The sequence below is a fragment of the Aeromonas sp. 602658 genome, assembly GCF_049173005.1.
GTDB classification, from domain to species: Bacteria; Pseudomonadota; Gammaproteobacteria; order Enterobacterales; family Aeromonadaceae; genus Aeromonas; species Aeromonas veronii_A.
The window spans coordinates 61553-77781 of the sequence record NZ_JAAKRF010000010.1 but is presented as its reverse complement, the minus strand read 5'-3'; the positions used below and the strand labels follow the sequence as shown (position 1 = coordinate 77781).

The 16229-nt window shown below is 61.2% G+C and carries 12 protein-coding genes and 1 pseudogene; 6 read left to right on the top strand and 7 right to left on the bottom strand.

The window, feature by feature from the left end; all coding sequences use genetic code 11:
- Positions 1-259: 259 nt before the first annotated feature.
- The 6 genes from pntA to G5253_RS10015 all read left to right on the top strand — a co-directional run bounded on the left by pntA (position 260) and on the right by G5253_RS10015 (position 8684).
- Complete coding sequence (pntA, locus tag G5253_RS10040; RefSeq protein ID WP_266135222.1) at positions 260-1786, top strand: Re/Si-specific NAD(P)(+) transhydrogenase subunit alpha; 1527 nt, start codon at positions 260-262, stop codon at positions 1784-1786.
- An 11-nt stretch (positions 1787-1797) separates the two neighbouring features.
- Positions 1798-3282 carry a Re/Si-specific NAD(P)(+) transhydrogenase subunit beta gene (gene pntB, locus G5253_RS10035; RefSeq protein WP_005339759.1) on the top strand — a complete coding sequence of 495 codons (1485 nt, stop codon included), beginning with the start codon at positions 1798-1800 and terminating at the stop codon, positions 3280-3282.
- A gap of 98 nt (positions 3283-3380) precedes the next feature.
- Entirely contained in the window at positions 3381-4157 is a 777-nt protein-coding gene (locus tag G5253_RS10030; protein ID WP_323137699.1) for a substrate-binding periplasmic protein, read from the top strand.
- A gap of 279 nt (positions 4158-4436) precedes the next feature.
- Positions 4437-5723, top strand: a complete 1287-nt coding sequence (locus G5253_RS10025) for a serine dehydratase subunit alpha family protein (protein WP_266135220.1) — start codon at positions 4437-4439, stop codon at positions 5721-5723.
- A gap of 133 nt (positions 5724-5856) precedes the next feature.
- Positions 5857-7257, top strand: a complete 1401-nt coding sequence (locus G5253_RS10020; RefSeq protein ID WP_150995580.1) for an L-cystine transporter — start codon at positions 5857-5859, stop codon at positions 7255-7257.
- Positions 7258-7355: 98 nt separating this feature from the next.
- Positions 7356-8684, top strand: coding sequence for a CoA-disulfide reductase (locus G5253_RS10015; protein WP_266135219.1), 1329 nt, complete (start codon positions 7356-7358; stop codon positions 8682-8684).
- 72 nt (positions 8685-8756) lie between these two features.
- On the opposite strand, the gene arnF is transcribed toward G5253_RS10015, so the two are convergent.
- The 7 genes and pseudogenes from arnF to arnB form a co-directional block, all read right to left on the bottom strand.
- Positions 8757-9164, bottom strand: a complete 408-nt coding sequence (gene arnF / locus G5253_RS10010; protein WP_216952260.1) for a 4-amino-4-deoxy-L-arabinose-phosphoundecaprenol flippase subunit ArnF — start codon at positions 9162-9164, stop codon at positions 8757-8759.
- Positions 9161-9505 carry an EamA family transporter gene (locus G5253_RS10005; protein WP_216952259.1) on the bottom strand — a complete coding sequence of 115 codons (345 nt, stop codon included), beginning with the start codon at positions 9503-9505 and terminating at the stop codon, positions 9161-9163. Before G5253_RS10005 ends, arnF begins: the two co-directional genes overlap by 4 nt.
- Positions 9505-11148: a lipid IV(A) 4-amino-4-deoxy-L-arabinosyltransferase gene (gene arnT / locus G5253_RS10000; protein ID WP_266135218.1), complete on the bottom strand. Its 1644-nt coding sequence runs from the start codon at positions 11146-11148 to the stop codon at positions 9505-9507. The genes G5253_RS10005 and arnT overlap by 1 nt, the downstream gene beginning before the upstream one ends.
- 31 nt (positions 11149-11179) lie before the next feature.
- The gene (gene arnD, locus G5253_RS09995) at positions 11180-12079 is read right to left on the bottom strand and encodes a 4-deoxy-4-formamido-L-arabinose-phosphoundecaprenol deformylase (protein WP_216952257.1); all 900 of its coding nucleotides are present in this window, start codon (positions 12077-12079) and stop codon (positions 11180-11182) included.
- Positions 12072-14063 carry a bifunctional UDP-4-amino-4-deoxy-L-arabinose formyltransferase/UDP-glucuronic acid oxidase ArnA gene (gene arnA, locus G5253_RS09990; RefSeq protein ID WP_266135217.1) on the bottom strand — a complete coding sequence of 664 codons (1992 nt, stop codon included), beginning with the start codon at positions 14061-14063 and terminating at the stop codon, positions 12072-12074. Before arnA ends, arnD begins: the two co-directional genes overlap by 8 nt.
- Positions 14060-15040, bottom strand: coding sequence for an undecaprenyl-phosphate 4-deoxy-4-formamido-L-arabinose transferase (gene arnC / locus G5253_RS09985; protein ID WP_266135216.1), 981 nt, complete (start codon positions 15038-15040; stop codon positions 14060-14062). The genes arnA and arnC overlap by 4 nt, the downstream gene beginning before the upstream one ends.
- 6 nt (positions 15041-15046) lie before the next feature.
- A pseudogene (gene arnB / locus G5253_RS09980) lies at positions 15047-16183 on the bottom strand (UDP-4-amino-4-deoxy-L-arabinose aminotransferase).
- Between the last annotated feature and the right edge of the window lie 46 nt (positions 16184-16229).

The window sequence follows — 16229 nt, the reverse complement described above, 5'->3', positions numbered from 1 at the left end:
TTTGTTTTTTTTAATCGTAGCCAGGGATGGGCTGAATTCTGTACGAGTGCCGTCGGGACTGCGGTTGTAATAAAACTCCAAAATTTGATACTAATCACCTTCGCGCCTGAAAAGCGGGGGCCTGACCATGACAGGAGGTTGAGGTAAAGCCTACTGATTTTCATAACAAAGAGCCCTGGACCTGCACTTTGGTCATGTCTTGTTTCGTCAGAAGTGAGACACTGGGCAGCGATTGTTTATTAACCATCAGGGAATAGTCATGCAGATTGGAATACCGAGAGAGAGTCTCGTCGGTGAGACCCGGGTCGCAGCGACCCCGGCTACCGTCGAGCAGCTGAAAAAGCTCGGCTTCGAGGTCGCCATCGAGACCGGCGCAGGCCTGTCGGCCAGCTTCGATGATGCCGCCTTCGAGGCTGCCGGTGCCAGCGTGGTGCCGAATGTCTGGCAAGCCGACCTTATCTTCAAGGTCAATGCGCCGACCGATGCCGAGATCGCACAAATTAAAGATGGCGCCACTCTGGTGAGCTTCATCTGGCCTGCCCAGAACCCTGAGCTGGTCAAGAAGCTGTCCGAGCGCAACATCAATGTGATGGCGATGGATATGGTGCCGCGGATCTCCCGTGCCCAGTCCCTCGATGCCCTCTCCTCCATGGCCAACATCGGTGGCTATCGTGCCGTTGTTGAAGCTGCGCACCAGTTCGGTCGCTTCTTCACCGGTCAAATCACCGCAGCCGGTAAAGTGCCGCCTGCCAAGGTACTGGTGATCGGTGCCGGCGTAGCCGGTCTGGCCGCCATCGGTACGGCCGGTTCCCTCGGTGCCATCGTGCGTGCGTTCGATACCCGTCTGGAAGTGGCCGAGCAGATCGAATCCATGGGTGGGGAATTCCTCAAGCTGGACTTCGGTGGCGAAGACGGTGCATCCAGCGATGGTTACGCCAAAGTCATGTCCGATGAGTTCATCAAGGCCGAGATGGAGCTGTTCGCCCAGCAGGCCAAAGAGGTGGATATCATCATCACCACCGCCCTGATCCCGGGCAAGCCGGCTCCCAAGCTGATCACCAAAGAGATGGTCGACAGCATGAAGCCGGGCTCCGTCATCGTGGACATGGCCGCTCAGGCTGGCGGCAACTGTGAATACACAGTGCCGGGCGAACTGCATCTCACCGCCAACGGCGTCAAGGTGATCGGTTACACCGATCTGCCGGGCCGTCTGCCTGCCCAATCCTCCCAGCTCTACGGTACCAACCTGGTCAACCTGATGAAGCTGATGTGCAAGGAGAAGGACGGCAACGTTGCCATCGACTTCGAAGACGTGGTTCAGCGCAACATGACGGTGATCCAGGCCGGTGAAGTGACCTTCCCGCCGCCCGCCATCTCCGTCTCTGCCGCTCCGCAGAAACCGGCCGCCGCCAAACCGGCCGCCAAGAAGGAAGAGGCCAAGCCTTCCAACAAGAAGTTCGTGTTCGGTGCCCTCGGCATCGCCGCCTTCGGCTGGATCGCCTCCGTTGCCCCGGCAGCCTTCCTCTCCCACTTCACCGTATTCATCTTGGCCTGTGTGGTCGGTTACTACGTGGTGTGGAACGTCTCTCACGCCCTGCACACGCCGCTGATGTCGGTCACCAATGCCATCTCCGGCATTATCGTGGTCGGTGCCCTGCTGCAGATCGGGCAAGGGTCGACCCTGGTCACCGCGCTGGCGTTCATCGCCGTGCTGATTGCCAGTATCAACATCTTCGGCGGCTTCACCGTCACTCAGCGCATGCTGAAGATGTTCCGTAAGGATTAAGGGGGTTTAACGTGTCTCAAGGACTGGTAACAGCATCCTATATCGTTGCCGCCGTGCTCTTCATCCTCAGTCTCGCGGGACTGTCGAAGCAAGAAACGGCCAAGCATGGCAACCTGTTCGGTATCGCGGGTATGGCTATCGCCCTGCTCGCTACCGTATTCAACCCGGAGACCAGTGGTGTTCACTGGATCATCCTGGCCATGGTGATTGGCGGTGCCATCGGCGTGCGTCTGGCGCTCAAGGTCGAGATGACCGAGATGCCCGAGCTGGTGGCCGTGCTGCACAGCTTCGTGGGTATGGCGGCAGTACTGGTGGGCTTCAACAGCTTCATCGATCTGCACCCCTCTGCCCCTGCTGAGGTGGTCGTCTCCGTCGGTTCCAACCTGGATGCCACCCTGGCAGCCGCCCGTGCGGCGTTCGAGCAGGCCAACAGCGTTGCCCAGGTCGAGCACCTGACCGGCGCCATGCTGAACATCCATCTGGTCGAGATCTTCCTGGGCGTCTTCATCGGTGCCGTAACCTTTACCGGTTCCGTGGTTGCCTTCGGCAAACTGCGTGGTCTGATCTCCTCCAAGCCGCTGATGCTGCCGCACCGCCACAAGCTGAACCTGCTGGCAGTGGTCGCTTCTCTGGCGCTGATGGTCTACTTCGTCAACGCGGGCGGCTCTACCTTCGCCCTGCTGGTGATGACCCTGATCGCCTTCGCCTTCGGCTGGCACCTGGTTGCCTCCATCGGTGGCGCAGACATGCCGGTGGTGGTCTCCATGCTGAACTCCTACTCCGGTTGGGCGGCAGCGGCGGCGGGCTTCATGCTCTCCAACGACCTGCTGATCGTCACCGGCGCTCTGGTGGGTTCCTCCGGTGCGATCCTCTCCTACATCATGTGTAAGGCGATGAACCGCTCCTTCATCTCCGTGATCGCCGGTGGCTTCGGCTCCGACGGCGTGGCCTCCACGGCTGATCAGGAGATGGGCGAATACCGCGAAACCAGCGCCGAGGAAGTGGCTGACCTGCTGAAGAACTCCAGCTCCGTCATCATCACCCCGGGCTACGGTATGGCGGTGGCGCAAGCCCAGTATCCGGTTGCCGAGATCACCCAGAAGCTGCGTGACCGCGGCGTCAAGGTGCGCTTCGGTATCCACCCGGTTGCCGGTCGTCTGCCTGGCCACATGAACGTGCTGCTGGCGGAAGCGAAGGTCCCGTATGACATCGTGCTGGAAATGGACGAGATCAACGACGACTTCGCCGATACCGATACCGTGCTGGTGATCGGTGCCAACGACACCGTCAACCCGGCTGCGATGGAAGATCCGGGCAGCCCGATCGCCGGTATGCCGGTGCTGGAAGTGTGGAAAGCGCAGAACGTCATCGGCTTCAAGCGTTCCATGAACACTGGCTACGCCGGTGTCCAGAACCCGCTGTTCTTCAAGGAAAATACCCAGATGCTGTTTGGCGATGCCAAGGCCAGCGTCGAGGCAATCCTGAAAGCACTGTAAGTGCCATTCAGAGAGTGAATAGCAAGGAGGCTTCGGCCTCCTTTTTTATTGCTCATCCCTTGTATATCCTCAATCCATACGGACCATGAGGGATCTCCATGATGTGGTGTCAGGGTTGGCGAAGGATCGGGTTGTACGGCTGGCTGCTGGCATCTCTTCTCGTCGGTGGCATGGCTATGGCTCATGACAAGCCGACCCTGACCATATTGACAGAACTGTGGCCCCCCTATGTGATGCACAGCGACAAGGGGGAGCTGGTGGGCGCAGATCTCGAGCTGGCTCGCACCGTGCTGCAGCAGCTCGGCTATCGCACCGAGGTGAAGGTGCTGCCATGGAAGCGGGTGTTGCAACAGGCCCGCCTCGGGCAGGGGGATGCGGTACTCGACGTCTTCTATAACAAGGATCGCCAAGAGTGGCTCCACTATCCCGAAGAGCCGCTCTCTCGTAGTGGCGAAGTGCTCTTCTATCCGGTGGATCGTCCGGTGAAATTCGAGCAATTATCCGACCTCAAGGGGTTGCGGATCGGCATTCAGGCCGACTATGCCTACAGCCCCGATTTTCTGGCCGATGAAGGGGTGATCAGGGTCGCCATGACGGGCGATGGCAAGATGGTCAAGCAGTTGCATCTGATGATGGCCGGCCGACTGGATGGTGTCGTGCTCAATGAACAAGTTGGTCGTTATCTGCTGCGTACCCAGGGGCTGCAGGATCAGGTGGTCAATGGTCGCCGCCTGCTGACCGACGATAACCGCAACTTTCTCGGATTTACCCACAAGCCCGGCCATGACCAGTTGGCGAGGCGCTTCTCGGCCGCCTTGAAACAGTTCAAGCAGACCCCGGCCTACCAGCAGCTGCTGGCCCGCTATCATCTCTAGGTGACTCCATCGTCTGTGCGTTGCATCACAAATTGTCGCGCTTTGTTAAAAGACGGGCATAATGGCGCTAAAAAAGCGATGTTGCGCAACTTAATTTGATTTTATTGATATTAGAATCAAATTAAGTTGATTTGCATGGGGCAGTCATCAGACGGCCACCTCTCTCGCGACGCCTTGGCGACGCGCTCCTGCTTGATGTTGATCCCGTGTCACCCTTTTTTGCCATGCTGTTGCCTGTGGCGATGACAGGCATTGCGCCACCAAGATGAGAATGCACAGATGAAACCACAATGGACCGACTTTATTACCCTGCTCAAGCGTGAAGTGGTGCCGGCCCTGGGCTGTACCGAGCCGATGTCGGTGGCGCTGGCAGCGGCCAACTGCCGCAAGCTGCTGGGGGAGACCCCGACCCGCATCAGCGTCTGGGTCAGTGGCAATCTGTTCAAGAACGGCATGGGCGTCGGGGTGCCGGGCACCGGCATGATCGGTCTGCCGGTGGCCGCTGCGGTCGGCATCACAGGGGGCAACCCCGATGCCGGGCTGGAGGTGCTCAAGACCCTTACACCAGAACAGGTGGAAGCGGCCAAGACGTTGCTGCCGGTCATCAAGGTGGATGTGAAGGATGTGCCGGACGTGCTCTACGCCGAGGTGCTGGCCGAAGTTGAAGGGCACAGTGCCCGGGTGGTGATCTGTACCGACCACACTCGCATCATCCTGATGGAGAAGGATGGCGAGGTTCTGATGGAGCAGGCCAGTGCCCCCGGCGTGCAGATCCAGCCAGCCAAATCCGCCAAACCGGCCATGACCCTGCGGGAGATCGTCGATTTTGCATTGGAAGTGCCGCTGGCGGAGATCGACTTTATCCGCGAGGCCGCCACCATGAATCAGGCGCTGGCGGACGAAGGGTTGCAGGGTTACGGCCTGAAGATCGGCAAGATCCTCACCGAGCAGGTGGAGCGCAAGCTGCTCTCCGATGACCTGATGACCCTGGCGATGCGCCTCTCCTCCGCTGCCTCCGATGCGCGGATGGATGGTGCCATGCTGCCCGCCATGTCCAACTCCGGTTCCGGCAATCAGGGCATTGCCGCCACCATGCCGGTGGTCGCGGCTGCCCGCTTCCTCAAGGCGAGCGACGAGCAGCTGACCCGGGCACTGGTGATGAGCCATCTGGTGGCCATCTACATCAAGACCTATCAGAACAAGCTGTCGGCCCTCTGCGCCGCCAGTACCGCCGCCATGGGGGCCGGTGCCGCCATCACCTGGCTGCTGGGCGGCCAGTATCAGCAGATCAGCCACTGCATCAACAACATGATTGGCGATGTCTCCGGCATCATCTGCGACGGCGCGGGCAGCGCCTGCTCCATGAAGGTCTCCACCTCCACCTCAGCGGCGGTTAAGTCTTCGCTGATGGCTATCAACAACCTGCATGTCCCCCAGAGCGAGGGGATCGTTTCCGACGATGTGGACCAGACAATCGCCAATCTGGGCCGTCTCTCCAAAGAGGGGATGCTGGATACCGACATCGAAATCATCAACATCATGCGAGCGAAACAGCAGAAGCAGTGAATCTGTGACAAGGGGGCGATAGACCCCCTTGTTCTTGTCACGACGGCGCAGACCGTCTGACACGGTTGCCAGGGCAAGCATGGCGCTTGCTCTTGTTTCTCGGGCCCAAGCCCGCTTTTTGGGGAGTCATACCATGACATTTAGCGTTATCGGCAATCTGGCCATCGCCGCCATCTTGCTGTTCTTTCTCTACCGGTTACAGGAAAAACATGTGAGCTTCACCCGCCGGGTATTTGCCGGTCTGGGGCTCGGTATTCTGTTCGGCGCCGCGTTGCAACTGCTTTACGGTGCAGGTTCGCCCGTCATTGTTCAGACCATCGACTATCTGGATATCGTGGGTAGCGGCTATGTGAAGCTGCTGCAGATGATCATCATCCCGCTCATCATGGTCTCCATCATCAGCGCTATCTTGAAGCTCAATGGCGGCACCGCGCTGGGCAAGATCAGTGCCATGACCATAGGCGTGCTGATCTTCACCACCGCCATCGCCGCCGGGGCGGGCATCCTGATGTCCAACCTGTTTGGCCTGACTGCTGAAGGGCTCACCTCCGGGGCCGCCGAGAGCGCTCGTGGCGCCGCGCTGCAGACCACCCTCGGCAGCGTCGAGAGCATGTCGTTCGCCAAGATGATGCTGGAGTTCATTCCCGCCAACCCCTTCCTCGACATGACCGGGGCGCGCAAGACCTCCACCATCGCTGTGGTGATCTTCTCCATCTTCATCGGCCTCTCCGCTACCGGCATCGCCCGCAAGAAGCCGGAGATATTCGCCAGCTTCAGCCACTTCGTGGCCGTGGCTCATGCCATCGTAATGCGAATGGTGACTCTGGTGCTGCGCCTGACCCCGTTTGGCGTACTGGCGCTGATGACCAAGGTGGTCTCCGGCTCCAACTATGCAGATATTCTCAACCTGCTCAGCTTTGTGATGGCCTCTTACGGCGCCATCGCCATCATGTTTGTCGTGCACCTGCTGCTGGTGAGCATGGTCGGCATCAACCCGCTGCGCTTCCTCAAGAAGATCACTCCGGTGCTGGCGTTTGCCTTCACCTCGCGCACCAGTGCGGGCTCCATCCCGATGAACGTGCAGACCCAGACCAAGTCGCTGGGTATTCCAGAGGGGATCGCCAACTTCGCCGCCTCCTTCGGTTCCACCATCGGCCAGAACGGCTGTGCCGGTATCTATCCGGCCATGCTGGCCGTGATGATTGCCCCGACCATCGGGGTCAACCCGATGGATCCCGGCTTTATCATGACCCTGATCGCCATCATCACCGTCAGCTCCTTCGGGGTGGCCGGGATTGGTGGTGGCGCCACTTTTGCCGCGCTGATCGTGCTCTCTGCGCTGGACTTCCCGGTGGCGCTGGCCGGGCTGCTCATCTCCATCGAGCCGCTGATCGACATGGGTCGTACCGCGCTCAACGTCTCCGGCTCCATCACCGCAGGGACGGTGACCAGCCGCCTGATGGGCGAGACTGACATGCATGTGTTCAACAGCGATCACGAAGTGAGTCTGGACGGCGAAGAGTCCACCGTCTGATTTGCTGTCGGTTGATCTGGACGTGGGAAGGGGCGACTCTTTCCCGTCATAGACCGCAGGGAGGGCATGCCCTCCCTGCGCCATTGAGAGGAAAAACTATGAGAATTCTGATCATCGGTGGCGAAGCCGCCGGTATGAGCGCGGCCGCCAAGGCACGCCGTCTGGCCATCGATGCCGAAATCGTGGTGTATGAGGCCTCCGAGGTGATCTCTTTCGGTGCCTGCGGCCTGCCCTACTTCGTCGGTGACGAGTTTCAGGAGCCCGGTTACATGGCCGAGTTCACCCCCGAGCAGTTCGCCGCCAAGGGGATCGAGGTCAAGATTGGCCATCGGGTATTGAGCGTTGACGCAACTGCCCAGACCCTGCAGGTGGAGCACAACGGCGACACCTTCACCGATCGCTACGATCGGCTGATGATCGCCACCGGAGCCCGTGAAGTGATGCCCCCCATCCCCGGTTTGCAGCAGCAAGGGGTATTCGGTCTGCGCCGGATGGCCGACGGACTGGCGCTGAAGGCTGCGGTACAAGACAAGAACAATCGCCGCGCCGTGGTGATCGGCTCCGGCTTTATCGGGCTGGAGGTGGTCGAGGCGCTGGTCCATCAAGGCAAAGAGGTGCGTCTCATCGAACTGGCGGATCGGGTCATCCCCGACGCGTTTGATGGCGAGATCACCCAGCACATCGAAACCGAACTGCGCGAGCAGGGGGTCTCTCTCCATCTGGGTGAGCGAGTTGAAGCGCTGCTGGGGGATGGCCGGGTGACCGGCGTGCGCACCAGCCAGGGTGAGTACGAGGCCGATATCGTGGTGGTCTGCACCGGGGTCAAGCCCAACACCGAGTTTCTGGCCGATACCGGTATCGAGCGGCTCGGCAACGGCGCCATCAAGGTGGATCGTCAGGGACGCAGCTCGCTGGCCAATGTCTGGTCGGCCGGTGACTGTGCCAGCGTCTGGCACAGCGTGAAGCAGCAGCAGGTCTATGTGCCGCTCGCCACCATCGCCAACAAGCTGGGTCGTATGGTGGGTGAGAACCTGGCCGGGGCCGAGCAGGAGTTCCCGGGTACCCTCGGTTCTGCGGCGCTCAAGGTGTTGGGGCTGGAGGCGGGCCGTACCGGCCTCTCCGAGCAGGAAGCCAAGGCGATGGGCATCGACTATCGCACCGTGGTGATCAAGGACAAGTGCCACACCAACTACTGCCCGGGTCAGTCCGACATTCACGTCAAGCTGGTCTACGAGGCGGGCAGCAAGCGGCTGCTGGGCGGCCAGATCCTCGGTCGCAAGGGGGCGGTACACCGCATTGACGCTCTGGCGGTGGCCATCACCATGGGGGTGACCACCGAGCAGCTCGGCATGCTGGACTTTGCCTACGCGCCGCCCTTCTCCCGCACTTGGGATGCCCTGAACGTGGCGGGCAACGTCGCGAAGTAACAGGCGCTGGTCAGGCGGAAAATGAGAAGAGGCGGCACAGGGGGCCGCCTCTTCTTTTTGTTTAAAGCTGCCTCAGGGATTGGCAGGGGGATCTTGCCGCTCCGGCTTGCCTGTCGCCGGTTTGCTGCCGACCAGCACGGCGCCGAAGAAGATAAGCGCAACACCTGCCGCCTTGCTTGCCACCAGCGGTTCGGCAAAGACCGGCATGCTCACCGCCAGCAGATAGACCAGCCCGTAACTGGTGCTGAGCAGTGGGTAGGCGATATTGAGCGGTGTGGAGTGCAGCGCGGCCAGCCAGCAGAGCAGCGATAGCCCGTAGCAGAGGATGCCGATGACGATGGTGAGGAGTGGCAGGGGGTGAGCCAGCATCACGGCGGGATCGGCCTGCCATGCAGGGAGGCTGATCGCTCCCCACTTCATGCAGAGCTGCGCCACCGTCACCAGCACTATGCTGCCTAACACGTAGAGATAGCCCTTCATCGCAGGCCTCCCAGCAGCAGGGCGCCGACGATGATGGTGGCAGCCCCCAGCCAGTTGTGGCTGCTCACCGGCTCGTGGAAAAAGAGGCGTGAGCCGAGCAGCACCAGCACCAGATTAATGCTGAGCATGGGGTAGGCCATGCTCAGCGGCAGTCGTTGCAACAGATAAATCCAGAGCAGCATGCCACTGCCAAGTGCTGCCACGCTGGCAACAAGCCAGGGGGAACGCAGCTTTTGCAGGTGGTTACAGGGGTTACGCTGCCAGCAGATAACGGCCTGCTTTTGCAGCATCTGGCCGCTGCTGGTCAGCAGGCACACCAGTAATAGCAGCACTATATCCATCAGCGTACTCCATGGTAGATGAGCAGGGTCAGCCGGTGGCTGACGAGGGTCTCGTCGGCAGGGGGCAGAGGGCTGGTCTCTCCGTCGTGATCGGTCTTCATCAGCAGGGCAACTTGCCCCTTCTCGCGCGCTTGTGCCAACCATCTCGGGAACTCTGCACGGGCAACATAGCGGCCCTTGGCATCCGGATAGCCCAGGCCGTAAGCTAGCTCTCCTTTGTCGTCGAACAGCATGATCTCGCCGCGCCGTGTGCTCCGGGCGAGAGCGGATGCCAGTCCCGGATCGCTGGCCAGCAGAGTCTCTGAACCCTGCAGCACGGCCTGATTGGTCTCGATGAAACGCTCTGGCAGCTTTGAGTCGATCAGTGATTGCGGCAGCGCCCAGGGCAGGCCGATGGCCAGTATCATGGGGCAGAGCGCGCTCAGGACCCAGCGGCGACTGACCGCCTGCAACTGGATGAGTCCGAGCAGGGACCAGCCGATAAAGATGGCCATGGCCACCGACAGTGCCCCGTGATCCTCTTCACCGTAGATGGCTTGGTCGCGGGATAAAGCCAGCACGGTCAGCACTACCAGTCCGATGAGGCCGAACAGGCCGTTCAGCCAGGCGTTGAGTTTGAAGGCCCGCTCTTTACCTTCCTTGATTTTGTCCACGGCGCTGGTGGCCATCAGCATGGCCAGCGGGGCGAAACAGGGCAGGATATAGGTGAGCAGCTTGCCTTTGGCAATGCTGAAGAAGAGCAGCGGCAACACCACCCAGGCCAACAGATAGAGGGTTTCCGGGCTGTTCTTGCGCGCTTGCCATCCTTGCTTCAGTGCCCCCGGCAGCAGGCCGAGCCAGGGCAGGGTGCCGAGCAGCCCCATCGGCAGGTAGTACCAGAATGGCGCCTTGTGCTGCGCATCTTCCGAGGCGAAGCGCTGGATGTGCTCAATCCAGAAGAAGTAGTGCCAGTAGTCCGGCTCGCGCAGGTGTACGGCGATGGCCCAGGGGGCGACCAGCAGAGCCGCGCTAAGGATGGCCAGCGGCCCGAAACATACCAGCTCGCGCAGGCGGCGCTGATAGATGGCGTAGGGCATGATGGCTACCACGGGTACCGCCAGTGCGATAAAGCCTTTGGTGAGAAAGCCCATGCCGCAGGCGAGGCCGAACAGCAGATAGCCTGCCACTCTGCGACCGGGCGGCCCTTCTTGCCGGATGAGGTAGAAGCTCACCATGGCGGCATTGAGCCAGAGGGTGACCATGGCATCCAGCACGCTGTAGGTGCCGATGCCGTAGACGATCAGGGTCGAGAGATAGATCAGGCTGGCGAACCACGCTGTACGCCGGCACTGCCACAGCTGCAGAGCGAACCAGAAGATCAGCAGGGCGCTCAGGCCGGTGGCTGCGGCCGAGGCGAAGCGGACCGCAAAGTTGCTCTCGCCAAACAGCAGCTGGCTGAGGCTGTTGAACCAGTAACCGGCGATGGATTTCTCGAAGTAGCGCAGGCCAAGGAAGTGGGGCACCACCCAGTCACCCGTGGTGATCATCTCCCGGCTGATCTCGGCGTAACGGTTTTCGTCCGGGCTCCACAGCATCCGCTGGTTGAGTGGCAGCAGGTAAAAGGCGAGGAAGAAAAGGGGCAGGGCCCATCGGGTCATCTTCATGAGATTCTCTGTTGCAATCTGGCGAGCGGGTTCATGGCGTCATCTTGCAACCGAGCCACCCTTCGCGTCCTGGCAGGGAGCCGCGCAGCAGATGGCTGGTCGGCAAGAGGGCTGGGTCGGGGGGAAGCAGGTTGCCAAGGGGGATGAAGTGGATGCCGCGCGACCTGGCTTCATCGAGCAGGAGATCGAACTGCTCGGCCATGACGATCCCCTCCACCTCGGCGTGGATGGTGTAGACATGGGGGCCCGGTTGCGGTGCCGCAGTCAGCTGCTCCAGCAGGAAGTGGTTGAAGCGCTCGGCCGTCACCTGGCTGCCAATCACCTCGTCAAAGGTGGGCAGGTTGACCGGGATCTGCGGGGTGCCGGGCCGACCATCCTCCAGAATGGGACGGAACAGGCCGCAGCCACGGCAGTCACTGTTGTAGCGAAAGCCGAACTGCTCCTTGGCCTGGGTGGTGAGGGGATCGGCTCGCCAGCCGGCGGCGGCGGAGCAATCCACTTCGCGCCCCAGGATCTCGCTCAGGGCATCGACTCCGAGCCGGGTCTGGCGGATCAGTTCGGCTTCGTCCCAGCGACCGGTATTGGCCTGCCAGCCGTGGTGATCCCAGGCATGCAGCCCCACCTCATGGTGCGCCTTATCGGTGTCACGCATCAGGGAACCCAGCTCTCTGCCGATGGACTTGCCGGGCCAGGCGGTGCCAGCCAGCAGGATATCGAGCCCATAGAGGGATGCGGCGTTGGAACGCAGCATCTTGAGCAGGAAGCGGGGTTTTAGCAGGCGCCACAGGTGGCGCCCCATGTTGTCCGGACCGACCGAGAAGAAGAAACTCCCCTTCACCTGATGCTTGTCGAGCAGTTGCAGCAGGCGGGGAACCCCGTCACGGGTTCCCCTGAAGGTATCGACGTCGATCCGCAGACCCACTTCAGTCATGCTCGACTCCCGTCGTGACCGCCCCCTGCAGGAAGAAGTCCAGCGTCTTGCCGATGGTCTCTTCCATCTCGATGGTCGGTTCCCAGTCGATCAGCTTGCGGGCATTACGGATGCTCGGGCGGCGGTGGGAGACATCCTGATAGCCGTCGCCGTAGAAGGACTTGCTCTCCACCAGATTGAAGCCGGCAAATGGCGGGAAGTGGTGGCGCAACGGGTGGGCCTCGAACTTGGCGAGCAGCACCTCGCCCATCTCGCGAATGCTCGCCTCGTTATCCGGGTTGCCGATGTTGATGATCTGGCCGTTGCAGCGATTGCCCCTGTTTTCGACGATGCGGAACAGGGCTTCAATGCCATCCTCGATATCGGTGAAGCAGCGTTTCTGGGCGCCGCCATCCACCAGCTGGATCGGGGTGCCGTCCACCAGATTGAGGATCAGTTGGGTGATGGCGCGGGAACTGCCGATGCGGGCAGAGTCCAGGCTGTCGAGGCGTGGGCCCATCCAGTTGAAGGGACGGAACAGTGTGAAGTTGAGCCCCTCTTTTTTGCCGTAGGCCCAGATCACCCTATCCAGCAGCTGCTTGGAGACCGAGTAGATCCAGCGCTGCTTGTTGATGGGGCCGACGATGAGGCGGGATTCATCTTCGTCGAAGCTGTGGTCGTCGCACATCCCGTACACCTCGGAGGTGGAGGGGAAGATGATGCGCTTGTGGTACTTGACGCAGTAGCGGACGATCTTGAGGTTCTCTTCAAAGTCGAGTTCGAACACCCGCAGCGGGTTGCGGGTGTACTCGATGGGGGTGGCGATGGCCACCAGCGGCAGGATCACGTCGCACTTCTTGATGTGGTACTCGATCCACTCGGTGTGGATGCTGATGTCCCCCTCCACGAAGTGGAAGTGGGGGTGGCCGATGAAGCGTTCCACTGCGCTGGAGCCAATATCGAGGCCATAGACCTCGTAGCCGCCATCCTTGAGCAGACGCTCGGTGAGGTGGTTGCCGATAAAGCCGTTGACGCCGAGGATCAACACCCGGGTCAGCCGTGCCTTGCGCATGGCCTTGCTCGCCTTGTCGCCGATCTTCATCCCTTCCATCAGCCCCAGCTCGCGGGCAAGTTGGGCGCCGCGTACATAGAGCCCTCCTTCGGCCTGGCCTGTCAGGATCTCCAGCACCCCTTCACCACAGGCCACCTGCAGCGGGTCGTGGGAGAGAATGGTGCCCGGCTGCTGGTCGCTCTGGATCGCCAGCGGCTTTGCCTGCCAGACCGTCAGCTTGCGATCACCGGCGAAGCTGAAGGCCCCCGGGTAGGGCTGGGTAACGGCACGTACCAGGTTATAGAGATCCCTGGCGGGCTTATCCCAGCGCAGCTCGCCATCGGTCGGGGTGCGGCGACCATAGTAGCTTGCCTTGCTCTCGTCCTGCGGGGTGAAGGTGGCGTCACCGCGCTTGAGTTTGACCAGCTCCCCTTCCAGCAGGGCGTGGGCTGCCTGGCGCATCTTGCCATGCAGGGTCAGTGCGGTGTCATCGTGGGCAATGCTTACTGCCTGCTGGGCAAGGATATCGCCGGCATCGGCACGGGCTGTCATCCGGTGCAGGGTCATGCCGGTTTCGCGCTCGCCGTTGACCAGACACCAGTTGATGGGCGCCCGGCCACGATAGGCAGGCAGCAGGGATCCATGCAGATTGAAGGCCCCGATGGTCGGGATATCGAGGAGTTCCTGCTTGAGCAGGTTGCGGTAGTAGAAGGAGAAGATGGCCTCGGGCGCCAGTTCGCGGATACGCTCGACCCAGAGCGGGTGGTTCACGTCTTCGGGAGAGTAGACCGGCAGGTCATGTTCGGCGCAGAGCTGGGCCACCGAACCGAAGAAGCGGTTCTCGCCCGGATCATCGGCGTGGGTGAAGACCGCCTGGATCTGATAACCGGCCTGAAGCAGGGACTCGATACCGGTGCAGCCGATATCGTGATAGGCAAAGACAACAACGTTCATGATTGAGTTTCCTGTTGCGAAGCATCCGGTGTGGAGCGAACGACTTGGTGAATGAAGTAGCGGGGACGGGCGCGCACATCGGTATACATGCGGCCTATGTACTCACCCAGCAGCCCCATCCCGATCAGCTGCACGCCGACAAAGGTGAAGAGAATGGCAAACAGGGTGAAGACGCCATCTGCTGCCCAGTCGGCGCCCAGTAACAGACGCAGCAGCAGCAGCAGGATCGAGAAGGTGAAGCCGATCCCCGCCACCAGGCTGCCAACGATGCTGAGCAGGCGCAGCGGGGCCGTGGTCATGCAGGTGACCAGGTCGTACATCAGGTTGATAAGGTGCATCAGGCCATATTTGGATTCGCCGTGGGCCCGCTCGGCGTGGCCCACCTCCAGCTCTGTGGTGCGGCGGGCAAAGCTGTTGGCCAGGATGGGGATGAAGGTGCTGCGCTCCTGACAGCAGAGCATGGCGTCGATGATGTGGCGGCGATAGGCACGCAGCATGCAGCCGTAGTCGCTCATCTGGACGCCGGTGGCCCGCTGTACCGACTTGTTGATAAAGCGTGAGGCTGTCTTGCGAAACCATGAATCCTGCCGGTTGCGGCGGATGGTGCCGACCACGTCATACCCTTCCATGGCGGTGGCGACCAGCCGCGGGATCTCTTCCGGCGGGTTCTGCAGATCGGCATCCAGGGTGATCACCAGATCCCCTGTTGCCGTCTCGAAGCCGGCCATGATGGCGGCATGCTGGCCATAGTTGCGGTTGAGCAGCACGGCGACCAGCTTGCTCCCTTCGCGATTGGCGGCTTCGCTGATGATGGTGGCGGATCGGTCGTTGCTGCCGTCGTCGATCAGGATCACTTCGTAATCCTGGCTCAGCTGCTCGCAGGTGTCGGTCACCCGTTGCAGCAGTTCCGGCAGGCTCGCCTCCTCGTTGTAGACGGGGATGATGACTGAGACCCGTTTGATGTCGTTATGGTTCACGTATTGTTACTCCAGTATGTCGGTCAGGGCTGCCACAACCCGATCCACGTCGGAGAGCGTCATGTCGGGGAAGAGGGGCAGGGTGCAGAGCCGTGACGAGTTCCACTCTGTGTTGGGTAGCGAAAGATCCGGATAGCGCTCCCGGTAGTACTTCTGGGTGTGGGCGGCGCGAAAATGCAGGCCACTGCCGATGCCTCGCTCCTGCAGCGCCTGCATCAGCTGATCGCGATCGAGGCCGCACTACTCGGGGTCGACCCGCACCATGAAGAGGTGCCAGGCATGCAGATGGGGGTAGGTGGGGATGGCCAGCGGTGCCAGCGGCAGGTTGGCCAGACGTTCATGGTAGCGAGACACCAGTTCGACCCGCTTGGCATTGAGCTCGGGCAGGCGGGCCAGCTGCACCAGGGCGATGGCGGCGTTGATGTCGGCCAGGTTGTATTTGAAGCCCGGCATGATCACCTCCGCCTGCGGCTTGCGTCCCTGCGTCATGCGGTCGAAGGCATCGACTCCCAGGCCGTGAAATTTCAGCATGCGAGCCTTGTCGGCCAGCGCCTGGTCATCGGTCACCAGCATTCCTCCCTCGGCACAGGTAAGATTTTTGATGGCGTGGAAAGAGAAGATGGCGGTGCCGGTTTCCCCGACCCAGCGCGCGCGATAGCGGGTGCCGACTGCATGGGCGGCATCTTCGATGACTGGAATATCGTGCTGGCGACCCAGGGCGAGGATGGGGTCGAGGTCGACCGGTGCTCCTGCGTAGTGGACCGGGATGATGGCCCGGGTGTTGGGGGTGATGAGCGGCGCTATCTGGTCGGCGCTGACCATCAGAGTATCCCTGTCCACATCGACAAAGACCGGGGTGGCCCCCAGCAGGGTGATGATGTTGATGGTGGAGACCCAGGTCTGGGAGGGGGTGATCACCTCGTCACCCGGGCCAATCCCCAGCGCCATCAGGGTGACATGCATGCCCGCGGTCGCGGAGCAAAGCGCGACCGCATGCTGGCAGCCAAAGGTCTCGCAGAAACGCTGCTCCAGCTCATGATTTTTCGGGCCCGTGGTGATCCATCCCGATTGCAACACCTCGCTGACGGCACGGATCTCGGCCTCGCCCATGGCAGGCTTTGAGAATGGCAGAAAGTCTTTCATACGACTCCGGTCTTAATGTCGCAAAAAATAAAATGACGATGAAAAT